The sequence below is a fragment of the Butyricicoccus sp. OF27-2pH9A genome (assembly GCF_027693185.1).
GTDB lineage: Bacteria > Bacillota > Clostridia > Oscillospirales > Butyricicoccaceae > Agathobaculum > Agathobaculum butyriciproducens.
Genome location: NZ_JAQEXK010000003.1, coordinates 31,261 through 56,256, shown reverse-complemented (window position 1 = coordinate 56,256; position 24,996 = coordinate 31,261). Strand labels below are relative to the sequence as shown.

Annotated in this window: 26 protein-coding genes; 19 read left to right on the top strand and 7 right to left on the bottom strand. The window is 52.7% G+C overall.

What is annotated here, in order from left to right; all coding sequences use genetic code 11:
• Positions 1 to 5 precede the first annotated feature (5 nt).
• The 4 genes from mobQ to PG722_RS04125 form a co-directional block, all read right to left on the bottom strand.
• A complete protein-coding gene (gene mobQ, locus PG722_RS04140; protein WP_270462355.1) occupies positions 6 to 1,478 on the bottom strand; it encodes a MobQ family relaxase in 1,473 nt (490 codons plus the stop codon).
• 2 nt (positions 1,479 to 1,480) lie between these two features.
• Positions 1,481 to 1,798: a DUF3847 domain-containing protein gene (locus tag PG722_RS04135; RefSeq protein WP_182430358.1), complete on the bottom strand. Its 318-nt coding sequence runs from the start codon at positions 1,796 to 1,798 to the stop codon at positions 1,481 to 1,483.
• A gap of 286 nt (positions 1,799 to 2,084) precedes the next feature.
• Positions 2,085 to 2,288, bottom strand: a complete 204-nt coding sequence (locus PG722_RS04130; protein WP_004614949.1) for a hypothetical protein — start codon at positions 2,286 to 2,288, stop codon at positions 2,085 to 2,087.
• Positions 2,289 to 2,435: 147 nt separating this feature from the next.
• The gene (locus PG722_RS04125; protein WP_024726897.1) at positions 2,436 to 2,660 is read right to left on the bottom strand and encodes a helix-turn-helix domain-containing protein; all 225 of its coding nucleotides are present in this window, start codon (positions 2,658 to 2,660) and stop codon (positions 2,436 to 2,438) included.
• Positions 2,661 to 2,911: 251 nt separating this feature from the next.
• Here PG722_RS04125 and PG722_RS04120 point away from each other — a divergent pair, with 251 nt between their 5' ends.
• From PG722_RS04120 to PG722_RS04100, 5 genes are all read left to right on the top strand, one after another.
• On the top strand, positions 2,912 to 4,003 hold the full coding sequence (locus PG722_RS04120) for a DUF6076 domain-containing protein (protein ID WP_442867826.1): 1,092 nt from the start codon (positions 2,912 to 2,914) through the stop codon (positions 4,001 to 4,003).
• 90 nt (positions 4,004 to 4,093) lie between these two features.
• Positions 4,094 to 4,765: a response regulator transcription factor gene (locus PG722_RS04115; RefSeq protein ID WP_004850543.1), complete on the top strand. Its 672-nt coding sequence runs from the start codon at positions 4,094 to 4,096 to the stop codon at positions 4,763 to 4,765.
• Positions 4,753 to 5,862, top strand: a complete 1,110-nt coding sequence (locus PG722_RS04110) for a HAMP domain-containing sensor histidine kinase (protein WP_333490690.1) — start codon at positions 4,753 to 4,755, stop codon at positions 5,860 to 5,862. Before PG722_RS04115 ends, PG722_RS04110 begins: the two co-directional genes overlap by 13 nt.
• A gap of 61 nt (positions 5,863 to 5,923) precedes the next feature.
• Positions 5,924 to 6,598, top strand: coding sequence for an ABC transporter ATP-binding protein (locus tag PG722_RS04105; protein WP_004850548.1), 675 nt, complete (start codon positions 5,924 to 5,926; stop codon positions 6,596 to 6,598).
• Complete coding sequence (locus tag PG722_RS04100; protein ID WP_268805399.1) at positions 6,595 to 9,075, top strand: ABC transporter permease; 2,481 nt, start codon at positions 6,595 to 6,597, stop codon at positions 9,073 to 9,075. The genes PG722_RS04105 and PG722_RS04100 overlap by 4 nt, the downstream gene beginning before the upstream one ends.
• 134 nt (positions 9,076 to 9,209) lie before the next feature.
• Here PG722_RS04100 and PG722_RS04095 read toward each other — a convergent pair whose 3' ends face one another.
• The 3 genes from PG722_RS04095 to PG722_RS04085 all read right to left on the bottom strand — a co-directional run bounded on the left by PG722_RS04095 (position 9,210) and on the right by PG722_RS04085 (position 11,119).
• Complete coding sequence (locus PG722_RS04095) at positions 9,210 to 9,347, bottom strand: helix-turn-helix domain-containing protein (protein WP_330674656.1); 138 nt, start codon at positions 9,345 to 9,347, stop codon at positions 9,210 to 9,212.
• Between the two features lie 245 nt (positions 9,348 to 9,592).
• Positions 9,593 to 10,648, bottom strand: a complete 1,056-nt coding sequence (locus tag PG722_RS04090; protein WP_188885513.1) for a type IV pilus twitching motility protein PilT — start codon at positions 10,646 to 10,648, stop codon at positions 9,593 to 9,595.
• 165 nt (positions 10,649 to 10,813) lie between these two features.
• Positions 10,814 to 11,119, bottom strand: coding sequence for a phage holin family protein (locus PG722_RS04085; RefSeq protein ID WP_118481242.1), 306 nt, complete (start codon positions 11,117 to 11,119; stop codon positions 10,814 to 10,816).
• 277 nt (positions 11,120 to 11,396) lie between these two features.
• On the opposite strand from PG722_RS04085, the gene PG722_RS04080 reads away from it, so the two are divergent.
• The 14 genes from PG722_RS04080 (at position 11,397) to PG722_RS04015 (ending at position 24,842) form a co-directional block, all read left to right on the top strand.
• A complete protein-coding gene (locus PG722_RS04080; protein ID WP_270579742.1) occupies positions 11,397 to 12,134 on the top strand; it encodes a WecB/TagA/CpsF family glycosyltransferase in 738 nt (245 codons plus the stop codon).
• A 5-nt stretch (positions 12,135 to 12,139) separates the two neighbouring features.
• On the top strand, positions 12,140 to 12,910 hold the full coding sequence (gene thyX / locus PG722_RS04075) for an FAD-dependent thymidylate synthase (RefSeq protein ID WP_161275116.1): 771 nt from the start codon (positions 12,140 to 12,142) through the stop codon (positions 12,908 to 12,910).
• A gap of 30 nt (positions 12,911 to 12,940) precedes the next feature.
• Positions 12,941 to 13,846, top strand: a complete 906-nt coding sequence (locus PG722_RS04070; protein ID WP_270579741.1) for a DUF2156 domain-containing protein — start codon at positions 12,941 to 12,943, stop codon at positions 13,844 to 13,846.
• A 6-nt stretch (positions 13,847 to 13,852) separates the two neighbouring features.
• A complete protein-coding gene (locus PG722_RS04065) occupies positions 13,853 to 14,653 on the top strand; it encodes a GNAT family N-acetyltransferase (RefSeq protein ID WP_270579740.1) in 801 nt (266 codons plus the stop codon).
• Between the two features lie 14 nt (positions 14,654 to 14,667).
• A complete protein-coding gene (locus tag PG722_RS04060; protein WP_270579739.1) occupies positions 14,668 to 15,219 on the top strand; it encodes a DJ-1 family glyoxalase III in 552 nt (183 codons plus the stop codon).
• Positions 15,206 to 15,778, top strand: coding sequence for a 5-formyltetrahydrofolate cyclo-ligase (locus PG722_RS04055; RefSeq protein WP_270579738.1), 573 nt, complete (start codon positions 15,206 to 15,208; stop codon positions 15,776 to 15,778). Before PG722_RS04060 ends, PG722_RS04055 begins: the two co-directional genes overlap by 14 nt.
• Positions 15,765 to 16,655 (top strand): CPBP family intramembrane glutamic endopeptidase, encoded by an 891-nt coding sequence (locus PG722_RS04050; RefSeq protein WP_110436850.1) that lies wholly within the window; start codon positions 15,765 to 15,767, stop codon positions 16,653 to 16,655. Before PG722_RS04055 ends, PG722_RS04050 begins: the two co-directional genes overlap by 14 nt.
• Before the next feature lie 24 nt (positions 16,656 to 16,679).
• Complete coding sequence (gene mltG / locus PG722_RS04045) at positions 16,680 to 17,933, top strand: endolytic transglycosylase MltG (RefSeq protein WP_270579737.1); 1,254 nt, start codon at positions 16,680 to 16,682, stop codon at positions 17,931 to 17,933.
• On the top strand, positions 17,926 to 19,158 hold the full coding sequence (locus PG722_RS04040; protein WP_270417281.1) for a peptidase U32 family protein: 1,233 nt from the start codon (positions 17,926 to 17,928) through the stop codon (positions 19,156 to 19,158). The genes mltG and PG722_RS04040 overlap by 8 nt, the downstream gene beginning before the upstream one ends.
• Before the next feature lie 270 nt (positions 19,159 to 19,428).
• A complete protein-coding gene (trpS, locus tag PG722_RS04035) occupies positions 19,429 to 20,439 on the top strand; it encodes a tryptophan--tRNA ligase (RefSeq protein ID WP_110436847.1) in 1,011 nt (336 codons plus the stop codon).
• 18 nt (positions 20,440 to 20,457) lie between these two features.
• Positions 20,458 to 21,546, top strand: coding sequence for an MraY family glycosyltransferase (locus PG722_RS04030; protein ID WP_117491700.1), 1,089 nt, complete (start codon positions 20,458 to 20,460; stop codon positions 21,544 to 21,546).
• Positions 21,539 to 22,687: a non-hydrolyzing UDP-N-acetylglucosamine 2-epimerase gene (wecB, locus tag PG722_RS04025; RefSeq protein ID WP_119191094.1), complete on the top strand. Its 1,149-nt coding sequence runs from the start codon at positions 21,539 to 21,541 to the stop codon at positions 22,685 to 22,687. Before PG722_RS04030 ends, wecB begins: the two co-directional genes overlap by 8 nt.
• Positions 22,684 to 23,478, top strand: a complete 795-nt coding sequence (locus tag PG722_RS04020; protein ID WP_270579736.1) for a hypothetical protein — start codon at positions 22,684 to 22,686, stop codon at positions 23,476 to 23,478. Before wecB ends, PG722_RS04020 begins: the two co-directional genes overlap by 4 nt.
• 107 nt (positions 23,479 to 23,585) lie before the next feature.
• Positions 23,586 to 24,842, top strand: coding sequence for a methionine gamma-lyase family protein (locus tag PG722_RS04015; RefSeq protein ID WP_270579735.1), 1,257 nt, complete (start codon positions 23,586 to 23,588; stop codon positions 24,840 to 24,842).
• Positions 24,843 to 24,996: the final 154 nt, after the last annotated feature.

Genomic DNA, 24,996 nt, shown 5'->3' with positions numbered 1-24,996 from the left:
TTATGTCATAGCTCCATCTCGTGTTTCTTTCTCTGTACTTCCTGTGGCTGCTCTCTCCGGCGCAGTGCGGTATCTACGGCGTTCTGTACCTGCCGCAGCCGTATCACTTCCTCTCGGAGCGGCTTGTGCTGCGGAGACAGTTCGGCATACTCTGTTTTTAACTGTGCGTATTCCTGTTTCCATGCTTTCAAGGCAATGGGTTTTCCGTCCAGTTTTTCTTTCAAAATACGGCGGGCGGCATAAAACAGCCGTAACTCCGCATCGTGGGATGTTTCAAATTTCTCCCTCTGTTTCTTAAACTTGATATTGTTCAATTCCGTATAAACAGGTTTTAGCCGCTGGTAATTCTCGCCCTCCCGTATCAATTCCTGCAATTCCTTTATCCGGGCAGATTTCTTTTTCATGGAGCCGCTTAATGCTTCAAATTCTTCACTGACAGAGGAAAGACGCTCCTGCAAATCCTCTAATGTGAGCAGCTTGTTTTCCGTCAGATAATTGACGACTTCGGCAAACTGCTTTAAGTTTCCGGTTCTGGCTTTATTGCTCCATGCCCCTGCGTTGCGCTGGTTGTAATAAGCGATCAGCAGGTCGGCAAGGCTCGGTGTCTGGGGTTTGGAAAGTTCTTCTTTTACCTCTGCCATCCAGACAAACAGAGCTTTGATCTTCTTCCTCACATCCTGCATGAGCCGGTTGGTGGCTTTAATCCAGCGGTTCAGTTCCCCTTTCTCGGTGCGGATGCCCTTTGCTTCCATCTGCCGGACATTAGCTCCCTCGTGGACAGTAGGTATCAGGTCAAGCCCCTGCCGCACATAGGAACGGTGGTCGATACGTACATCCAGCCCTTTTTCCTCAAATTTTGTATTAACGGCAACCGCCCACTGCTCCCGCCAGTGTTCCAGCGTTTCCGGCTCGTGCCAGTCTGTTGTGTGGACAGCATTAAACATATAATCGCCATTTTTATCCCGGATTCGGTTTCCATCTTCATCAAGAAGATATTCCCGCCGCTGTTTTTGTCCCCATGTGCCATCCGGGTTCAAAGGGCGCATTGTTGTCATCACATGGAAATGCGGGTTTGGGATACCGCCGTCCTCTTTCTCCGGACTGTGAAAAGCAAGATCGGCAATCATGCCTTTTGCCACAAACTGCTCCTGCACGAACTTCCTCGCCAGCTCCATGTTTTCTTCCAGCGTCAATTCATTCTGCATGGCAATATCAAATGAATAGGCAAGCTGTGCTTTTGGATGTTTCTCGCAGTTCTCCACAGCATTCCAGAGGGTCGCCCGGTCAAGATATATTTCCGGCGCATGGGGCGGCAGCATGATTTCCGAAGCGATCACGCCGCCCTTTTTGGTGTAGTCGCTGACTTCTCCATAGTAGCTGCTGTAAAGACGCTCCCCGGCTCGGTAGGCTGCGCTGGCAATGGCGCTCTGACCGGCGCTGCGCTTTATCTGTGCGATTGAAAAATGATAAAGTGCTATCCTTAGTCACCGCCTTTCTCCTGCCCGGAAATACGGGCGTGGTTTTCTGCGGCAGACCGGATGAAAGGCTCCGCCTGCGGCAGATTCAAAATGCTTTCCATGAGGGAATAAAATTCCGCTTCGGATAGCTCCTTTGTCTGTGGTGCAATGCTCTCAATAGCTGCCCCACGGGTAATCAGCCGGTGCGTCCTCTGTTTCCGGGAACCGCTTTCCAGATACGCCTGCCGGTTTTTCAAACGCTGCATTTTCCGTTTTTCCTGTTCCAGCAGGACAGTGGTTTTTTCATATTCCTGCTTCAACTGTTCCAAAGATTTTTCCATGTTCTCACATCCTTTGCTGATAAGATAAAGAAAGACCATCCGCAGACAGTCCGTGTGTCAGTGCTTCTATAAAACCCGATGAAAAGGGAAAACCGCAGAGCGGATTTCTCTTTGCGGCGAGTACACAGGGGATAGCCGCTTTAGCGGCGCAAGGGGGTGTAGCCACCTTGTCGGAGCGAAGCGAACGCAGACCTCGGATTGCTGATTTTATCAGCGGCAGAGGTAAGCTCCGCAGGACGCACGATACATGGTCTTTAGACTATGTATAGAAGTGCGCCCTTAGTTCCTAAGGGATTTTGCCGTTTCCGGCAGTCTTGTCCTTTTTCTTGGAACGCTTGGAAAGATACTTCGGGCAGTCAACCACAACCGCCCGGAAGCTCTGTTTACATTCGTGCTGGCATTTCCGGCACAGTTCGTTGTAAGTGATACGGCTGCGGTCATTTAAGAAGAAAGACCATTCCAACCGCCGCTTGTTACTCATTCTTGCCATAACCGGCTCCTTTCTCCGTTTCTATCTGATGTACGCAGATAGGCTGTTTTGATGTAGCGTCTCGGTATCATTTTTAAGTTTTTTTCCCTCTGTATGCCCCTTTGGAAAGTGCGGCAGTATTGCAAGTCAGGGAATGATACCTCACGCTTATTTGTCGCTTCCCGGTACGGTTTCGGAGCCTTTTGCCATCCATTCAAAGAAAGCAATTTTGCTGACCTTGATAAGTCTGCCCCTGCGGAACGCTGGAAAGCCGGGTGTGTGTACCAGCTCATAGGCGCTCGCTCTTGAAATTCCCATAATCCACTGAATGTCCGCCACATCCAGAACCAGCGGTAAATCCTCGTAGCTGTTCAATCTCTTTTTATCGTTCATTCTGTTCCTCCCATAAATCAAATAGGTTAAAATGCTTCCTGTTGCCGTTCTCCCCAAAAGCCGTTTTCCTGCCCCATTCCTGCGGTGTTTCCCTGCATTGGTGCGCCGGATGCGTCACTTCTCCTGCCGGTCATATCCTTTTTGGACGGTCATTCACTTGTCAAAGTACTGTTTGGTACGAAATTACCAACTGCAATCATCATAGCGGACTATCCTTGACAAAACAATGCTTCTGCGATACCATGAGTGTAATGGATATAACTAAATTATATAATTACCATAAACAAAGGCAGGGGATAGGGATGGAGAATCAATTTATACGGCATGAGCCATGTTTTGAAAGGATTTTGTTTGTCCTGACGCTGGACAGGAAGAAAATGAAAGAACGGATTTTGATTGGGGAAGAACAGCAGATCCGCTTCCGTTTGAACGGGAGCCAAAACGCAGAGGTGCTTTGTGATATGACACGCCCACTGGGAACTTTTTTGATAAACTTTGAGCGTGACACGGACAGAGACTGGAACTTATACGGGCTTTCTCCGCTGCGGCAAGCCCTCCACTCCAACCGATGGGAACAGCCGGAGCTGGAGCAGGCGGCAAGCGAATTTCTTTGGGAGAAATATCTTAGCAACGACCCTCTGAAAATGTATGTGGCGTTCCGTATCTGGAACAGCTATCTGCTTGCCAGAGAACCCCGTGACCGTAACGCTGCCTGTGACCGCTTCATGGATAAAATGAGCAGCCTGACCGGGGTATTCCATAACGAAACCATGAGCTTTGACAGGGAGACAGGAAAACCGAAACATTTTCAAGCTGGCAGCCTTTATTTCAAAGGCGCACCGTCAGAAGATACCCGGCTTGACCTCTGGTTCCCGGACAACCGGCGCACAGAAGAATGTGTGTCTGCCTATGCGTCCCTCTACCCGTTGATTACCTATTATCTGAACAGGCTGAATGACTGGGGGCTTTGCTTCCGGCGGTGCAAGGTTTGTGGAAAATATTTTCTGGCAAAGAGCCAGCGGTATGAGCTGTGCAGCGACAATTGCCGAAAAGCACAGGCGCTTCAAAACAAGCGGGAATTTGACGAGAGGGCAAGAGAAAATAACTATGACCTGCTTTATAAAAATGAATGCCAGAACTGGCGCAATAAGATCAACAAAGCGAAGAGGACAGCGGGATTCCCGGCTGACCAGCTGGAAGAAATGCTGACTGCTTTTGAAGCGTTCAAGAAAGAAGCATTGAAGAGAAAAAAGGCTGTAAAAGAAAAGACAGCCAGCCCGAAAGAATTTACGGACTGGCTGTATCAGCAGAGTAATATTATAATAAATTTATCAGTCTATTGATTTTATACTTTCCTGACGGCAAAAGTTTGAGCGTTTTTTGAGATTTGGCTGTTACGATAAATATTATGAATTGCAAATGGAGATGATAGCATGAAACAAAGGCTTCTTATTGTTGATGATGAACCGGGAATTGTAGATATGATGGCGAGTTATTTTTCTTCTCAATATGAGGTGTTGACCGCTTATTGCGGAAATGAAGCACTTCAAAAATTAGCAAGACAGCCCGATTTAATCCTGCTCGACATCAATATGCCGGACATAGACGGATTGACCCTTTGTCAGAAAATTCGGGAGCTTATTACTTGCCCCATTCTTTTTTTGACGGCAAGGGTCGAATCTGCCGATAAAATCATCGGCTTTCAGGCAGGTGCCGACGATTATATCATTAAGCCTTTTGATTTGGACGAATTAGGGGCGAGAGTTGCCGCACATCTGAGGAGGGAGCAGCGACACAGGAATAAAGCGACAATTCGCTTCTTTGGTGAACTGACGATTGATTATTCAGCCCGAACCGTCACAGTGGCGGGTGAACCTGTTGCTTTATCAAAAAGGGAATTTGATATTGTGGAGCTGCTTTCGCTGAATGCCGGACAGGTATTTGACCGGGAGCGTATTTATGAAACAGTGTGGGGACTTGACGGCGAGGGTAACAGTGATACTGTCATGGAACATATCAGGAAAATCCGGGCGAAGCTGGCTGCTTGTACGCTTCACAGTTATATTGATACAGTTTGGGGGTGTGGTTATCGGTGGAACGTCTGAAAAATATGGAATTAAAGAAAACTTTTCTCGTCCTATCTGCTTCCTGTGTTTTGGTGGCTCTCCTGATGTTAGGCTTAGTCTTTATGATATGCAATTCAATCAGCAGCAACTTTCCCTCCGGTGGAATAGAAATTTTAGCAGACGGTTCAATCGTTAAAATGGAAACCCCCACAGAGACCCAGCAAAATATATTGTCCATGCTTGGAATCATTCAAATTGTGTCCTGCATTGTTCTCCCTATGGGCGGGCTGGCTCTATCCGGCATATTATATTATCATATCAAATTGAAACAGCCGATCTCCACGCTACGGAATGGGATTTCACGGATTCGGAACCATGACCTTGACTTTTCTATGCCTGTCCATTCTGATGATGAATTGGGGCAGCTCTGCACCGCCTTTGATACTATGCGTGAAGAACTTCTGAAATCAAATCAGGAACTGTGGTGGCAGGCAGAAGAACGGAAAAGGCTAAATGCCGCCTTTTCCCATGACTTGCGCAATCCGATCACGGTCTTAAAGGGAACTATAAAATTACTGCGGCAGGGAACAGCAGATGAACAAGCCATTGACAGATTGGAAAGCTATACATTACGGATTGAACAGTATGCAGAAGCTATGAGTAGCATCCAACGATTAGAACAAATGCCGGTGCGGATAAACGAGTATTCCTATTCACTGCTACATTCTGAATTAGAGGAAACAGCAAAAATTCTTGCAGGAGCATTAGAACCGTCTGTTTCCGCACCTGATAAGGGGACAATACAATTAGATCATGGATTGGTTTTAACCGTTGCTGAAAATCTAATTGGAAATGCGGCTCGGTTTGCAAAGAGTAAAATTGAAATTCATTTGGAACGGAAAGGAAACTTCTTGCATCTATCAGTTACAGACGATGGGCCAGGCTATCCTGTGGAGTTAATACAAAGCGGCCCGAAACCGTTTGGAAAAATGAAAGAAGACTCCGCACACTTTGGTATGGGGCTATACAGCAGCCAGATACTATGTCTGAAGCATGGAGGAACACTTACACTGGAAAACAGCAAAAGTTATGGTGCAACGGCTACTGCTTCTTTCCAAATAAATCAGAAACCTTGAGCGTTTTTTGAGATTTCTGTTTTACACTCTCCTTATATTATAAACAAGGAGAGTGTTTTTTATGAACATTGAAGCAAAGGAACTATCGAAAATCTACGGCAGCGGCGAGAGCCGTGTCGTTGCGTTGGATAAAGTCAACCTTGAAATTGCATCCAGCGATTTTATTTCTATTATGGGACCATCTGGCAGCGGCAAAAGTACCTTGCTCCACCTGCTGTCTGGACTGGACAAGCCGACTTCCGGCAGTCTGACATACGATGGAAAAGACATTTATCGTTTTAATGACAAAGAACTGTCCTCATTTCGCCGTCGGCGCATCGGATTTATCTTTCAGCAATTCAATCTTCTCCCTGTGCTGACCGCAAAAGAAAACATCATCATGCCCCTGCTTCTGGACAAAAAGCAGCCGGACGAAGTATATCTAAATCAGCTTACGGATTTGTTAGGTATTCGTGAACGGCTGACCCATTTGCCCCATGAACTTTCCGGCGGTCAGCAACAGCGTGTAGCGATTGCCCGCGCCCTGATCGCAAAGCCGGATATTATTTTTGCTGACGAACCGACTGGAAATCTGGACAGCAAGAGCGGCGGCGAGGTTATGGAAATGCTGCAAAGCATATGGAAAAAGATGGGGAAAACGCTTGTTATCATCACTCACGACAGCCGCATTGCAAGAATGGCAGACCGGCAATTTGTAATTGTGGACGGTGTTCTTTCGGAGGTGACAGCAAGATGAAATCTTATTTAGCTCTTGCATGGAAAGAACTGAAAGCACAGAAAATCACGGCAATCCTGATCTTGGTTGCAGTTATCATGTCCACGATTATGACGACAGTGATCGGTCAGTCTATTGGTATATTGCAATCCATGCGTATTCAGCAGGCGGCGGGTCTGAACGGAAACCGTTATGCAACCTTTCATCAGCTTGGCAAGGAACAAGCGCAAAAGCTGCATGAAGATGATCGCCTATATGATGTAGGCGATACGATCTTTATCGGCAGCACACCATTAGGCAACAGTAGTTTATCTTTATATCTTCGGGAATATCACGATAACGCATTATCTATGTACCCGGCAATCGGAAACGTAAAAGAGGGACGATTACCAGAGGAAGCGATTGAGATTGCCCTGTCGGAGGATGCGCTTCAATATCTTGGATTGGACGCTGTAATTGGCGATACCGTTTCTCTGGATTTGAGTGTTTCCGTTATGGATGGATCGCTGTCAGAGTTAGAATATTCTGCTGATTTTGTATTGACGGGCATTCTGGAAAGCAGCTATATCGGCTACGCATCTGGTACGGTTGAGGGGATTGTCGGTGAGGGAACCGCAGAAGAACTGTTGCCAGAAGAGTATCTGCTTTATTCCACAGATTTTAAGACTTATGACAAGCAGAATTTTCAAAGCATCATTTATGCTCTCGCAGAAGATTTGAACGTGGATGAACGGTATATCCAATATAACTGGGTTTTGCTTGACGCTATTGGTATTTCCTATGATGAAGCGGCAGACAGCGATACCGGTACGGGATTTTCATTTATGACTGCGGCGTGTATTTTGGTGGGTGTTCTGGTCTTGCTGGCGGCTGGGCTGGTAATCTACAACATTCTGAAAATCTCTATCACAAAACGCATCAAAGAATACGGAACACTTCGTGCGATTGGTGGAGAACGAGGGCAAATCTATCGTTTGGTTTCTTTGCAGCTTTTGATTCTCTGTGGAGCCGGTATTCCTATCGGATTGCTGCTCGGTATATTGTCGGCAAAAGGTGTATTGATTGCGGCTACGGGGCTTCTCAATCCCGATCTGTTCATGGCAAACAGCACTTCCGAATTGAACTCTGCAATCAACACCGCCAGTACGGTAAAACTACCGATGCTCTTTGCCAGTATCGCAGTCATACTTCTGTTTGCTCTGCTGGCTGCCTTTCCTGCTGCCCGGTACGCATCCCATGTATCTCCTACTGTTGCTATGTCGGGGCAGACTGTGAAAATCAAACGCAGGATAAAAAGGAACCGCAACATCCGTAATTTTGAAGCCTATTATGCAAGGCTCAACCTAAAACGAGGGCGTGGAAGAACAGCAGTTACCATTCTGTCTTTGGTTATGAGTATTACCGTATTTGTTGCCTTGCAGAGCTTTACAGGGCTGCTTGATGCCAGCAGTTCCGTTCAGGACATGTATTTCAGCGACTATGCAGTTACAAATGAAACCGTTGGCATCCCATCAGAAGCCGTAAAAACATTAGCGGAAAATGACGCAGTAGAAAGTGTTTCCACTACACGGCTTTCTGTATTTATGCCAGGTGCCGGTGATATACTGCCCTTTGAAACTGATCTTTCCGTACAGAGCCATGAAACCTTGCAGCTTGTAAATGTGGATGAAGCACAATTACAAATCTATGCTCCTAACTTGTCTGCTCAGGATAAACAGGCTTTGAAAGATGGAACAGGCTGCCTTGTAAAAAATCCCATTGCCTTTTCTTATGGAGATACAACTGTTCAGCAGACTGATCTTACCGTAGGTGATACCATTCAACTGGGAGACAGAACACTTCCTGTATTAGGATTGACCGATACAGCAATCACAATCAATAATGATGGCTTTACGAATGGTGTTCAACTCATCGTGAATGACGAAATATACTGTTCACTGCTCGGAAACGACAGTTATTCAGAAGTCTATCCTACATTACAGGATAACGCCGATACAGATACCTTTGAAAGCTGGTTGGATAGCTGGTGCAGCAATTATCCAGGAACACATTGGCTTTCCTATCTCCAAAGCAGCAATGAGATGATAGAAAGCTTTGAACAGATCAAAATGCTGTGCTGGGTGCTTATCATCTTTATCGGTATCATTGGCATCCTGAACATCATCAATACCGTTTACAGCAATATTCATACTCGTGTCGGTGAAATCGGGATGCAGCGGGCTATTGGAATGAGTGCCGCAAGCCTTTATAAAACATTTCTGTGGGAGGGCGCTTATTACGGTATCATTGCGTCAGTGATTGGAGCAGTGTTTGGCTATGTCTGCTGTATCTTTGTCGGAGCAGCACAGACCGATGCTTTACAGCTTGTCGCTGTTCCGGTTATGGCGATTGTGGAAGCTGCGATTATTTCTATTGTGGCCTGCCTGCTTGCAACGGCAATTCCTCTGCGTTCTATTGCAAGAATGAGCATTGTGGATTCTATTGAGACTGTTGAATAATATCAAAAACGACAATTAAAACAAGAAATCCCCCATAAAGCAAACCTTGTTGCTTATGGGGGATTTCTGTATGTTCTTTTGGGGTGTGCTAAGTCCCGTATAAGCGTGGTGTTGTTATGTTTGGTGTGGTATCTTTAACTATGGGAAACTCCACGCTCCCATTTGGATACCGCTTTGTCGCTGACACCAAGCTGTTTGGCCAGCGCAAGCTGTGTCAGTCCCAGTTTTGTCCGCAGAGCGCGGATCAGTCTGCCGGTTTTTACCTGATCCATTAGGATCACCTCCCTTGCATTCTATTATACGGAAAACGGAGGAGAATACAATGAACGCTCCGTAGAGTTGCGGAAAACTGAGAATGGAGAATGGAAAATTAACGTAAGAACCTGCGGCATCCTGCTCCCAAAGCAGGCGCAAAGCAAAGTAAGCATAAGGCAACACCGCATAATTAAAGCCGCGGCTCCTTTATGCGGTATTGCCATAAAAATCCCGCGTGAAATTCAACGCGGGATTTGTTATCTTATCGGAAGACAGACTGCGGAAACGCTTCCGGGTCGGCTGCCTTTGCGGCGGCATCGTCGATGCGGACCTCTCCGCTGCGGACGAGTTCACCGAGCGAATCGTCCATCAGCATCATACCCTGATTGCGGCCGGTCTGCATGGTGCTGATGAGCTGATACGACTTGTTCTGGCGGATCAGGTTGCGCACGGCAGGGGTGCCGGTCAGAATCTCAAATGCAGCTACGCGGCCACCCATGGTGCGCGGTACGAGCGTCTGGCAGACAATGCACTCGAGCACCTCGGCAAGCTGAATGCGAATCTGCTCCTGCTGCTCTGGTGGGAATACATCTACGATACGGTCGATCGTACCGGCAGCTCCCTTGGTGTGCAGTGTGCCGAATACAAGGTGACCGGTCTCGGCAGCCGTGATAGCGGTCGAAATGGTCTCCAGATCGCGCATCTCACCGACGAGAATAACGTCCGGGTCCTGCCGCAGAGCTGCTCGCAGGCCGCTTGCGAAGCTGTCCGTATCCGCACCGATTTCGCGCTGGTTGATCATTGAGCGAATGCGCGGGTGTACATACTCGATTGGGTTTTCAAGCGTGATGATATGGCGTGCCGCGGTGCGGTTGACGTGGTCGATCAGCGCCGCCAGCGTGGAACTTTTACCGGAGCCGGTCGGTCCGGTCACGATAACCAGTCCGCGCGGCTTTTCTGCCTGCTGTATAATGATATCCGGCAGGCGAAGCTGCTCCGCAGTCGGGATTTCCATCGGCAGCAGACGCAGCGCCAGCGCCGTGTGGTGCTGCTGGCGAAACAGATTGCAGCGCATACGCACGGAATCGGCAAACGTCACCGCAAAGTCGGACTCGCCGATGGTTTTCAGCTCGTGCAGCTGATGCTCATCCGCAAGCTGCTGTGCCGCATCCTGTACATCCTGCTCGGTCAGAGGTACGTCACCGTGGGTACGCAGCTCACCGTCGATACGCAGCATCGGCGGGAGACCAACGGTTAAATGCACATCGGAGGTGTTTTTCTCCTTGGCGTAAAAAATCAGAGTTTGTAAATCGTACAAGGCGTGTCTCTCTCCTTGGTGTCCCAAAAGCAGGGGACAGAGTTTATATGGGTATTGTACCGCAAATTGCCTGCTGATGCAAGTAAGGATAAACGAAAACGGCTTCGGGAATCCGAAGCCGTTGAGACCGTTGGAACACTTTGTTCTTCTTTTTGTTTTCGCGTGTTATTTCGGCGGGTCGTTTCCTTTGTTTGAACTGCAGTGTGCTATGACTTCGTTCAGATAGACCGACATGCCTGTACACAGGACACCTTGTACCACACCTTCAAACAGAGCGGCTGCCCAGTTGCCGTAGCTGGCATAGCGCGATGCGACTGACAGACAAGCCAGTCCGATCCCGCAGAACGTGAGTGCCAGAGGGATAAATTGATTGGGAAACCGCTGTATTGCTTTGAGTCCGCGTCCGATGCAGTACAAAACCGCTACCAGAACCGCGAAATCCGCCTTGATATACTGCGTTAGTTCTTCCATGGGTTCACCTCCCTCTGTATCAGCTTATGCGGAACGAGAACGATGTTTGCCAGGCATATTGTAGGGCGGTATGACCTCATGCCGCCGTTCGCAACGATCTGCACATGCATACAGGCGGCGGGCCGGGGTCAGCCCACCCTGCATGATACGTTTATCGCTATCTACTCCTCACTCTCTGCAAGCTGGGCTTGCAGATTTTAGTTTGCTGCTGTATAATACAATAGATTAGGAATGTTCATCGCCAAATAAAAGGCTGGAAAATATGGGAGATACGAAGATGAATACTGCTTCTATTCTGGGCGTGCAATTTCACGCCGTTACCAAGCAGCAGGCTGTTGAGCTTGCAATGAGCAAGATCCGTTCCCGGCAGAAGGGTTATGTTGTTACCCCGAATCCGGAGATCGTCGATCTCTGCCGCCATGACGAAAAATTCATGGGCGTTGTCAACCATGCGACGCTTGTCCTGCCGGACGGCATCGGCATCATCTATGCGGCGAAGATCCTCGGTGAAAAGCTGCACGGCAAGGTAGCCGGCATTGAATTTGCCGAGAGCCTTGTTGCCGCGATGGCCAAGGAGAACATGCGCCTGTATCTGCTGGGTGCGAAGCCCGGTGTTGCCGAAAAGGCAGGTGCAAACCTGTGTGCGAAGTATCCGGGACTGGTGCTCGCCGGCACGCATGACGGCTATTTCTCCGACCCGCAGGAGGTTGTGGACAGCATCAACGCCGCAGGCGGTGCGGATGTTGTGTTCGTTTGTCTGGGTGCGCCCAAGCAGGAGAAATTTATCGCGGACAACATGGACGATATCCACAGCACACTGTTCTGCGGTCTCGGCGGCTCGCTGGATGTGTTTGCAGGCGTTGCCAAGCGCGCGCCGGATATTTTCATCAGGTTGGGTCTGGAGTGGTTTTACCGCCTGCTCAAGCAGCCCAGCCGTATCGGCCGTATGATGAAGCTGCCGAAATTTCTGCTCATCGTTATCAAGGAGCGGCTGTTTGGCAGAAAGGGGAAGTGACAAGAATGAAAGTAAAACTGCTTGCTTACACGCCGGACCCGGAAAAGCTGGTCGCGGCTGCAGCAAAGAACTGCTATTCCTCCACGGACGTTGACAGCGTGCTGGATGGTCTGACCGAGGAAAAGACCGAGAGTTTTGTCAACATGCTTTCCGAGATCGGCCACGAAAGCCCGATCGAGCATGTGTCGTTCACCTTTGCAATCGAGGGTGTATCGCGTTCTCTGCTGGCGCAGATCACGCGCCACCGCATTGCATCGTTCTCGGTACAGAGCCAGCGCTATGTGCGTGAGAAGGGCTTCGAGTATGTTGTTCCGCCGGAGATTGATAAAATTCCGGCTGCCCGGGCAAAATTTATTCAGGCGATGGAGGACGATCAGCGCACCTACGAGGAACTGACGGCCGCGCTGATGGAAGGCTACCTCAAGGAGCTGCTCGAGCAAGGCGTTCCGGAGAAGACCGCCCGCAGCAAGGCTGAAAAGCACGCCATTGAGGACGCACGCTACGTTCTGCCGAACGCCTGCGCGACCCGCATTGTCATGACGGCGAACGCCCGCAGCCTCAAGAACTTTTTCCGCCTGCGCTGCTGCAATCGCGCCCAGTGGGAGATCCGTGCGCTTGCCGAGGAGATGTACAGGCAGGTATACGCTGTTGCGCCGACGCTGTTCGGTCACTGCGGACCGGCCTGCGTGGACGGTGTCTGCACAGAGGGCAAAATGTCCTGCGGCAAGGCCGCAGAAGTGCGCGCGCACTATCAGGCGCTGCGCGAGGGCAAGTAACCCTCAAATCAATCTTGAGAAAGGCATTATATGTTACCGTTTAGAGAAATTACTTTAGAAGATAAACCAATGGTCGAGCACTGCGGCTCGCATTACAACTATCATCTGTGCGAGCGCTGCTTTGTCGATCTTTTCATGTGGCGCAGCCACTACAATACGCAGATTTGCTTCAAAGATGGCTTTATGCTGGTGAAAATGTCTCCGCTGGACGGCGGGCACGACTGTTATCTTGCGCCTGTCGGTCAGGGCGATCTCGGCGCTGCACTGGATGTGCTCGAGCAGGATGCCGCTGAACGCGGTCTTCCGTTCGTCATCGTCTCGGTCGCTGAGCCGATGATCGAGCGTATCGAAGCCGTTCGTCCGGGCAAGTTCATGTTCTCGCATGACAGCGAGGACGGCGACGACTATATCTACCTCGCGGAAAAGCTGCGCACGCTGTCCGGCAAAAAGCTGCAGAGCAAGCGCAACCTCGTCAACCGCTTCAAGACCGCCTATGAGGGCCGCTGGAGCTACGAGGATATGACCAGGGATAACATCAAGGACGCATTCGCGTTCCACATCCACTGGTGCAACCTGAACGGCTGTGCACGCGAGCGCGATTTTGAAGGCGAGACCTGCGCAATCGTGCAGGCGCTCCACAACTTTGACTACTTGAATTTGCGCGGCGGACTGCTCCGCTTGGACGGCGAGGTTATCGCGTTCACATTCGGCTGCAAGGCTATGCCGGATATGTTCGTGGTACAGATTGAAAAGGCTGATCACACGATTCAGGGCGCGTACCAGATGATCAACCAGCAGTTCGTACAGCGCAACTGCAATGATGTGGAATATGTCAACCGCGAGGAGGATCTGGGACTCGAGGGTCTGCGCAAGGCGAAGAAGTCCTATTATCCGGTAATGCGCGGCGTGAAATATATGGCTGTGCCTAAGGAGTAATCAGAAATGATGCGATTTGCAGAAAAGGGCGATTTTCCTGCCGTTCGTGCCCTTTGGGAAACCTGTTTTCCGGATGAGGGCGGCTTCAACGACTACTTCTTCGCGCACTTTTATAAAGAGAAATATACGCTGCTATATCTTGAGGGCGAAATGCTCGTGGCGATGGTGCAGATGCTCCCGTACCGCATGACGGTGGACGGCCTCTCCCGCGAGGCAACGTATATTTACGGTGCATGCACCGACCCGAAGCATCGCCGCAAGGGTTATATGGCGCGGCTGCTCGAGCGCTCGTTCGAGTTGGACAGGCAGGGGGGACGCATTGCGTCCGTGCTCATTCCGGCAGAAAAGTGGCTGTTTGATTTTTACAAACCGTTCGGCTACGAGCCGTTCTTCCATATTTCCCGCCGGGAGATTACCTGCACGGCAGGGGAGCGCGAAGCACCTCAGCGGCTGACCTCGGCGGATGTGCCTGCACTGGCGGCGCTGTATGACAAACTGGTGCCGAAATGCCGCATCGAGCGGGACACGGCGTACTGGAACGCGCAGCTTGCGCTGTTCGACACGCTTGGTGCGGGCGTATACGGTTGGTTCAAGGACGAAACGCTCACCGGCTATGCGTTCTGCTGGGAGGACAATGTGCAGGAGCTGCTCGGCGCAGATGACGCGCAGTTGCAGGGTCTGCTGCAAACGCTCGGCCGCGGCACGCTTACCGTGACGGAGATTGGCGCGGAAACCGCACTCGGTGTATGCAAATGGCATAAAAAAGCGGATGAAACCGCTGGATATATGAATTTAATGCTCAACTGAAAGGTGTGACAAACATGGTATATGTATTACTGGCAGAGGGCTTCGAGGAAGTCGAGGCGTTGACTCCGGTCGATCTTCTGCGCCGCGCAGGTGTGGAGACCAGGCTGGTCGGTGTGACCGGTGCAACCGTGTGCGGTGCACGCGGCATCAATGTCGTAACCGACCTGTCCATGGACGAGGTTGACCTCGCAGCGGCAGATATGCTGATTCTGCCGGGCGGCATGCCGGGCACAACTAACCTGTACGCGGACAAGCGTGTCACCGATGCGGTTCGCACGATGGCGGATGCAGGCAAGTACATTGCGGCAATCTGCGCGGCTCCGTCCATCATTCTGGGCGGCATGGGCCTGCTCGAAGGCAAAAAGGCGACCTGCTATCCGGGCATGGAGGACGGCATGAAGGGTTCGACCCCGGAAAAGAAAAACGCAGTCACCGATGGCAGGATCATCACCGGCTGCGGCGTAGGCGGTGCACTGGATTTCGCGTGCGAGCTGATTACCGCGCTGTGCGGCAAGGCCAAGGCAGACGAGATCGCAGAGTCGGTCGTACATCATGTGTACGGATAAGAAAACGCTGCGGGGGCGCTATCTTGCCGAACGGGCAAGTCTGTCTGCTGCGGAAAAGCAGGTGATTGATCGCGCCATCGCACAGAACATTCTGCAAAGCGAGTTCTATCAGCAGGCAGAATGCATTTTCTGCTATGTTTCGACTGCTGAGGAGATTGACACCCGCATGGTACTCGAAAACGCGCTTGCGTCCGGCAGGACGGTCTGCGTGCCGCTGTGCGGCAAGGACGGCAGCATGACCGCGCGGAAAATCACCGCGCTCTCTGAACTGCGGACCGGTCACTACGGTATCCTGGAGCCGTCCGACACGGCGCCGGAGATTGCACCGGAGAACATCGACCTGATTCTTGCGCCTGCGCTCTCGTGCGACAGAAAAGGGTACCGTCTCGGCTACGGCGGCGGCTACTATGACCGGTTTCTCAGCCGGACAAACGCGGCCTGTGCGGCGCTGTGTGCATCTCAGCGCATGAGCGCAACTTTGCCGCGCGAGGCGTTCGATCGCCGCTGTCATTACATCATCACCGAAAGAGAGGTGCTGCGCACCGATGAATCAAGATAAACGCACACTGCTGCCGGGTCTCAGCCTGTTTGTGTGCTTCTGCCTGCTGACAGGTATGGAAAAGCTGATCACACACTTCAATCTGCCTCCGTCGCTGATGGCGCTCGGTGAGATCGTGTGCTTCGGTCTGGCGCTTGCAATGGCGCTGCCCGGCATGGATCGGGAGCGCTTTAAGCAGCGGCTTGCATTCAAGATGCCGCGTAAGGGCGGCTGGCTGCTCATCCTGTTTATGGGCGCGGCGACCGCATTTGCCGCCCTCAGCCTGAACATGCTGGAATACCGTCTGCTGGCGCATACCGGTCTCCGGCTGACGATTGCATCCCTGCCGATGCCGCTCGGCGGTATGTCGTTTGCATGGCGGCTGCTGATCGGCGTTGTGATAGCAGCTCTGGTCGAGGAGATCTATTTACGCGGTGCGCTGTTCAGCGTATACGGTGAAGAAGTCGGTACCTCGGCGTGCCTGCTGTTCGGCGGCATCGTGTTCGCACTGCTGCATGGCAGCCCGCTTGATCTGGCGGCAGGCTTCTGCGCCGGACTGGCGTTTACCTATCTGACCTATGTGTTTGATACCGTATGGGCGGCGGTACTTTCCCATGCTGCGGCGGCATTTGTCACCGTGGTGATGCAGTGGATAGCAGATACCTATGCACCGTTTGGCATTTGGAACATCCTGCTGCCGCTGACTGTGCTCTTTTTCCTGCTGTTTGTGTTCTTAACGCTGGACACGCTGGGAAAAATGCTGGCTCGCGGTTCCATTCCGCACTTTGAGGTCAGCGCCGGCTGGTACGACCTGTGGCTGCTGGTGAAAGAGCCCGGATTTATTGTGTTCGTGCTGGCATTTGCCGGTAAAATCATTCTGAATTACTGGATCGGCTGAGGCTGATCCGCAGAGAGGTGAATTATGGATAATCATTTTAACAACGATGAAACGCGGCGCGTACCGCTGCCGGGTTCGGAATCGCCGGTGCCCGAGCAGTTCACGCCGGAGCATTTCGATGACGATCGGGAGCTGGAGCAGCCGCAGAAGCAGCCCAAACGCCGCCGCAGCCGCCGCCGGATGAACGCAGGCTGTGCAGGCTCGATGGTGTACATGATCGCAGTAGTCGGTGCTTCGCTGGTGCTGTCGATTGCAGCGCTGTTCATGGCAAACGACATTTTTGCCTTTGTCAAGGCGGATGCGGTCAAGGAGATCACGGTTTCGGAGAACACCTCGGTATCCTCGCTCGCCAAGGAACTGGACGACCAGGGCGTTATCAATTATCATTCGGTGTTCAAGCTGTATCTGAAGCTCAAGCACCAGACCGATACCTCGGTTCTGGCAGGCGCGTATCAGCTGAACCCGTCGATGGACTACGGTCAGATCGTAGACGCGCTGACCAACACTGCAAGCACAGAGACCGTGCAGATTACCATCCCGGAGGGTTATTCCATCTCGCAGATCCGTCAGGTGCTGCTTGACAACCATATCTGCACCGAGGATGCACTGGATGAGGTGCTGAATGAATATTCCTTCAAGCACGATTTCCTTGAGGATGAAAAACCGGCCGCGGAAGGCTGGCTGGAAGGCTATCTGTTCCCGGATACCTATGAGGTATACAAGGGCAACGCTGCGGTAGTCGATACCATCAACAAGATGCTCAACAACTTTGGCAACAAGTACGATGCGGACATCAAGTCCGGCGCGGAGAATCTCGGCCGCTCGATGCACGATATTGTCACGATCGCCTCTCTCATCGAGCGTGAGGCACAGCGCGACGATGAGCGCGCACGCATTGCGGGCGTTATCTACAACCGTCTGAACAATTCCTCCGAGTTCCCGTATCTGCAGGTGGACGCGTCCGTTCTGTATGGTCTGGGACGCACCGGCGGCAAGCTGAGTGACGAGGATCTCAAGTCGGATTCCGAGTACAACCTTTACAACCACGAGGGTCTGCCGCCCGGACCGATCTGCAACCCGGGTCATGCTTCGCTGTACGCAGCAAGCCATCCGGAGGACAACAATTACTACTATTACGTTGCTATGCCGGACGGCTCGCACCTGTTTGCAAGCAGCTATGAGGAGCACGAGCGCAACATCGAGGCTTCTAATCAGGCACAGGCGCAGGCTGCAAACGCTTCGGCAGATACGACGACAACGGAGGCAAACGGTGAATAACACACCTGAATTACTGTCGCCCGCAGGCGATCTGGACAAAATGCGGTTTGGCATTGCCTACGGCGCGGATGCGGTCTATATGGCCGGAACGCGCTTCGGCATGCGTGCCGCTGCAACCAACTTTGACGATAACGCGCTGCGCGAGGGCATTGCCTACGCGCACGCGCACGGCGTCAAGTGCTACATTACAGTCAATATTATGCCGTCCAACCGCGACCTTCCGGCGCTTCCGGCCTATCTGGAGCTGCTGCAGGACGCAGGCGCGGACGCACTCATCATCGCGGATGTAGGCGTGCTGCGCATGGCGCGCAGATACGCGCCCAAGGTTCCGGTGCACATCTCGACTCAGACCAGCATCCTTAACCACGAGGCGGCAAACTACTGGGCGGATGAAGGCGCCGAGCGTATCGTGCTCGCGCGTGAGCTTTCCCTTGAGGAGATCGCCGAAATCCGTGCCAAAACTCCGAAGGAACTCGAGATTGAGGCCTTCGTTCATGGTGCCATGTGTATTTCGTACTCCGGCCGCTGCCTGATCTCGCAGTACATGACCGGCCGCGACGCCAACCACGGCGCATGTGCACAGCCGTGCCGCTGGAATTATTCTCTGATGGAGGAGAAGCGTCCGGGGCAGTTCTTCCCGGTCGAGGAGGACGGACGCGGCACCTACCTGTATAACTCCAAGGATATGTGCATGATCGAGCACGTTCCGGAGCTGATTAAGGCCGGTATTACCTCGTTCAAGATTGAGGGCCGCAACAAAACTGCGTACTATGCAGCCTGTGTCACCGGTGCATACCGTGCCGCGATCGACACCTATAAAAAGGACCCGGAAAACTTTGTTCTGCCGCAGTTCTGCCGTGATGAGGTCAATAAGGTCAGCCACCGCGAGTATTACACCGGCTTCTACTTCGGCAATCAGGAAAACGGACAGCATTACGGCGACAGCCAGTATATCCGCGAGTACGAGGTTGTCGGCATGCCGGTCGAGTGTGACGACAGCGGCAAAGCCGTGTTCGCACTCAAGAACCGCTTTTTCGATGGGGAAGAGCTGGAGCTGATTCAGCCGGGTCAGGCACCGTATACGTTCTGCGCGAAAAACGTCACCGATGACGAGGGCACTGAGCGTGAGCTGTTCAACGTGCCGCAGATGCGCGTACACTTTGCGTTCCCGTTCAAGGTCAGCGAGTGGGCTATTTTGCGGAAGGTCAAGGAAAGACCGGAGTAAACAATCAATGAGGAGTTAGGAGGCAGGAATTTTCCTGCGTGTCGGCTTACCGTAGGGGCGCACATTGTGCGCCCTTTTTCGTTCCCCCTTGCAAATCGCTTGAACAGGCGAACACGGTTCGCCTCTACGGCATGGTTTCTCCTGCCTCTTATCTCCTGCCTTTTTATGAATGGTTGCAACGTATGATAAATTGTGGTATCATTACAATTAAGTATGGAAACCTTTCGGGGTGAATTGAACCGAAAAATTCTAAGCAAGGGAAGTATATACATGAGCGATAACCAGAAGAAAACGATTTTCTCCGGCGTGCAGCCGTCCGGCAAGCTGACGCTGGGTAACTATTTGGGTGCTATCCGCAATTTCCCAATCCTGCAGGAGCAGTACAACTGCATTTACTGCGTGGTCGATCAGCACGCCATTACGGTCCGGCAGGAGCCTGCGGCGCTCCGCCGTGCAACGCTTGAGCTGATCGCGCAGTACATTGCCTGCGGTCTGGACCCGGAAAAGAGCATTCTGTTCATCCAGAGCCATGTGCCCGCGCATGCGGAGCTGGCGTGGGTGCTCAACTGCTTCACCATGTTCGGCGAGGCTTCCCGCATGACCCAGTTCAAGGACAAATCCGCCAAGCATGCGGACAACATCAATGTTGGTCTGTTCACCTATCCGGTTCTGATGGCGGCAGACATTCTGCTGTACCAGACCGATCTTGTTCCGGTTGGCGTGGACCAGAGCCAGCACATCGAGATCTGCCGCGACATTGCAAACCGCTTCAACAATCTGCATCCGAACACCTTTACCATTCCGGAGGGCTACTACCCGAAGGTTGGCGAGGGTGCCAAGATTACCAGCCTGGTTGACCCGAACAGCAAAATGAGCAAGTCCGACCCGAACCCGAACGGCTATATTCTGCTGATGGACAAGCCGGAGGATATTATGCGCAAGTTCAAGCGTGCGGTTACCGACTCGGATTCCCGCATCATCTTTGACCCGCAGAACAAGCCGGGTGTTTCCAACCTGCTGCAGATTTACGCACTGGCGACCGGCAAGACCATCGAACAGGCGGCAGCCGAGTTTGACGGCAAGGGTTACGGTGAGTTCAAGCCCGCAGTCGGCGAGGCCGTTGTCGAGCTGCTGCGTCCGATTCGTGAAAAGACCACCGATCTGCTGAACAACAAGGATTATCTGGAGCAGGTCTACAAGGAGGGCGCACAGAAGGCCTCTTATCTGGCGCGCAAAACGCTGGATAAGGTTTATCGAAAGGTAGGCTTTGTCGCACGCTGAGCCAAAAGGGAGTAAACCATGTCTGAATATATTGTCATCGGCACGATTATTGCAGCGTTTGCCGTAGCTGCCGTGCTGAGCTATTTTTTCACACCGCCGGTCAAGAATTTTGCACATAAGGTCGGCGCGATCGACGTGCCAAAGGATGCACGCCGCATGCACAAAAAGCCGATCCCGCGGCTGGGCGGTCTGGCCATTTACGGCGGCTTCCTGTGTTCGATTCTGATTTTCGGGCAGCTCGATGAGACCATGCTGTGCGTCCTGCTCGGAGCGGCCATCATTGTCGCACTCGGTATTTTCGATGATGTGCTGGCGCTCGGCGCCAAGCTCAAATTCGTGGTGCAGATTGTAGCGGCAGCTATTCCGGTCTGCATCGGCGATCTGCAGATTGGTCTGTTCACCAATCTGAATCCGCTGTCGGATACGCCGTTTGTCCATCTCGGCATTCTGGCAGTGCCGGTCACGATTATCTGGATTGTCGGCATCACGAATGCGGTAAACCTGATTGACGGTCTGGACGGACTTGCGGTCGGTGTTTCGTCTATCGCGGCGATTACCATGCTTGCCGTTGCACTGCTGACCGGCAACATGCCGATTGCCATCACGATGGCGGCGCTCGCCGGCGCGTGCATCGGTTTTATGCCGTACAACCTCAACCCGGCTAAGATCTTCATGGGCGACACCGGCTCGACCTTCCTCGGTTACATGCTGGCAACCGTGTCCATCATGGGTCTGTTCAAATTCTACGCAGTCATCTCGTTTGCGGTGCCGTTCCTGATTCTCGGCCTGCCGATTTTCGATACAGCCAATGCCATCATCCGCCGTGTGGCGGCAGGCAGAAGTCCGATGAGCCCGGACCGCGGCCATGTGCATCACAAGCTGATCGACATGGGCTTCAACCAGAAGCAGGCGGTTGCTATTCTGTACGCTATCAGCGCAACGCTCGGTCTTACCGCCGTGGTGCTCACCTCGTCCGGCGAGGTTAAGGCGATCGTGCTGCTGCTGGCGGTTCTGGCTGCAATTCTGGTAGGTGCATGCATCATTTACGGTGCGGAGCACTGGAGCAAACACGCATCCGAAAACAAGGAGGATAAAGACGATGAATAAAATCAAGGTAATGACGGTTTTCGGCACCCGCCCGGAGGCCATTAAGATGGCGCCGCTGGTGCATGCGCTCGAGCAGAATGAAAACACCGAGTCCATCGTGTGTGTTACCGCGCAGCACCGCGAGATGCTCGATCAGGTGCTCGATATTTTCGATATTAAGCCGGATTATGACCTGAACATCATGCAGCCGCGTCAGACGCTGGCGACCATCACCGAGAAGAGCCTGCACGGTCTGGATGAGGTGCTCGAAAAGGCACAGCCGGACATCGTGCTCGTCCACGGTGATACCTCCACTACCTTTGCCGGTGCGCTTGCTGCATTCTACCACAAGGTGCCGGTCGGCCATGTAGAGGCCGGTCTGCGTACCTACGATAAGTACAGCCCGTTCCCGGAGGAGATGAACCGCAAGCTGACCGGTCAGATTGCAACGCTGCACTTTGCGCCGACTCCGCGCAACCGCGATAATCTTGCAAAGGAAGGTATCACAGACGGCGTGTTTGTCATGGGCAACACGGTTGTTGACGCAATCCACATGACCGTAAAGCCGGATTTCGAGTTCCGCGATGAGCAGCTCAAAACGCTGGACTTCGAGAACAACCGCGTTGTCCTCGTTACCGCGCACCGCCGCGAGAACTACGGCGAGCCGATGGAGAACATCTGCCGCGCCATTGCCGAGCTGAGCGAAGCATATCCGGATGTACACTTCGTTTATCCGGTGCACCTCAGCCCGTATGTCCGCGAGACTGCGGAGAAATTCCTCGGCGGCAATAACCGCATTCACCTCATTCATCCGCTGGCCGTGGACGAGATGCACAACCTGATGGCACGCTGCTATCTCATCATGACCGACTCCGGCGGACTGCAGGAGGAGGCGCCCAGCCTCGGCAAGCCGGTTCTGGTACTGCGCCGCGAGACCGAACGTCCGGAGGCCATCGAGGCCGGTACGGTCAAGCTGGCAGGCGTGGAGCAGGCCAATATCGTTAAGCTCGCGCGCGAGCTGTTTGACGATAAGGACGCTTACGCAAAAATGGCGCACGCTGTCAATCCGTACGGCGACGGAAAGACCTCGCAGCGTATCGTGCAGGCGATCGAGCAGTATTTTGGTCTGCGCGAGGACGGTCCGGCTCCGTTTAACCCGTGAAACCCGTAAAAAAAGAGAAGCATACGCCGAAACACTATCTGCCGGACACTACGCCGAAGATTGCGGCTGCGGGCGCTACCGTGCTCGTGCTGCTGGTGGTGCTCAGCTTTGTGCTGTCCTCCGGCTGGATGCACGGCAGCAGCACCGGCATTATCCTGCCCGGCAGTGAGGGCGATTCGCCAACAGTTGGCACAGGCAGTGCGCTGCTCACCGGGCAGAGCGTGGATGATATTACCATTGATGTCAATAACGCCAAGACCGTCATTGCGACGCTCACACGTCCGGCGGCATACAGCAGCAGGATCGAGAACACGATCTACTATGATGGCGGCTCGGCGGCTCTGTACTGCCATCGCTATGTGCGGGATAATGTGATGCGCACGGATACACTCGGCAGTGACAATCAGGTGCAGTCTACGCTGATTCGCGTTCCGGACAGCAAGGTGTACGCGTGGAATGCAGGGGACAGCACTGCTTATCAGGGCAAAGCCGGCGATTTTACTGATGACGCAGCTGCTATGCTGCCGACATACGAGGATGTTCTGGCTGACGAAGTACAGCTGACTGCTGCCGGCCGGCAGGATATTAACGGTGAACCGTGTATTGCCGTTACGTTTGAGCAGGACGGCTACCGCTGCGTATATGCTGTTTCAACGGTCAGCGGTCTGCTGGCGCAGGCGTCGTTCTATGACGGCGATACGCTGACGCGCAAAGTCACCGTCAGCGAGCTCAGCACGGAAACGCCGGACAGTGAATTGTTTACGCTGCCGGACGGCGAAAGCGTTATATAGAAAAAGTGGAGAGTGGAGATTGCAGAGTGGAGAGACAGCGAAACCGTTTCGTTATCTTCACTCTTAACTCTCCACTCTTCACTCTGATAGAAGGAGATTACACATAAATGTCTGAATATATTAAGATTTCACCGGAGATTCGTGCGCTCGGCCGTGAGGCTGAACGCGAGATCCGTCCGTATTTCGAGCGCCTCGAGGAGATCTGTGACCGCAACACCGAGAAGGTGCTGGCGGCATTTGCGAAGAACCGAGTATCCGACAATCTGTTTGCCGGTACGACAGGTTACGGCTACGATGACTACGGCCGTGACACGCTCGACAAGATCTACGCCGATATTTTCGGCACCGAGGCCGCACTCGTGCGTATCGGCTTTGTAAACGGCACGCACGCGCTCTCCTGCGCGATGTTTTCCGCCGTCAAGACCGGCGACACCGTGCTGTCCGTCACCGGACCGGCGTATGACACGCTGCAGAACACCATCACCGGCGATTACTGCGGCAGCATGAAGAGCTACGGCATCGGCTACAGGCAGGTTGACCTCAAGAACGGCGAACCTGACCTGCCTGCCATCAAGGTAGCGGCGGCAGATGAGAATATCAAGCTGGTATTCATCCAGCGCAGCCGCGGCTACGGCGTCCGCAAGACACTTTCCGTTGAGGAAATCGGCGAAATCTGCAAGGCCGTGCGTGAGGTCAATACGACTGCAGCGATCATGGTCGATAACTGCTACGGCGAATTCACCGAGGAGATCGAGCCGACGCAGGTCGGTGCGGACATCATCGCAGGCTCGCTCATCAAGAATCCGGGCGGCGGTCTGGCCCCGACCGGCGGCTATATTGCAGGCCGTGCCGATCTGGTCGAGAACGCCTCGTACAAGCTGACCGCACCCGGCATCGGCGGCGAATGCGGCTGTACGATGGGTCAGAACCGCCTGCTGTATCAGGGCCTGTTCCTGGCGCCGCATGTTACCATGCAGGCCGTCAAGACCGCGATGTTCTGCGCAAAGGTCATGGAAAAGCTCGGTTACGAGGTAAGCCCGAAGGCAGAGGAGTCGCGTTACGACATCATCCAGACCATCGCGTTCGGTGCGCCTGACCCGCTGCGCCGTTTCTGCGAGGGCATTCAGGCCGGTGCGCCTGTCGATTCCTATGTAACGCCGGAGCCGTGGGCAATGCCGGGTTACGACGATCAGGTTATCATGGCTGCAGGCGCGTTCGTGCAGGGCGCGTCCATTGAGCTTTCCGCCGATGCACCGATGCGTGAGCCGTATGTCTGCTATATGCAGGGCGGCCTGACATATGAATCCGGCAAGCTGGGCATTTTGCTTGCTGCAGATAAGATTACCAAGGCAAAGGCACAGTAATGGTGAATGAAAAATAGAGGATGATGGTATCCTGCATTTTTCAATTCTTCATTTTTCGTGCGAAATCGGTTGACAAAGCGCGGATATGAGCGTTATAATAAATCTGTATTTATTAAGTTATAGGCAATGACGGAAATCCTGTTTTCCGAAAAGC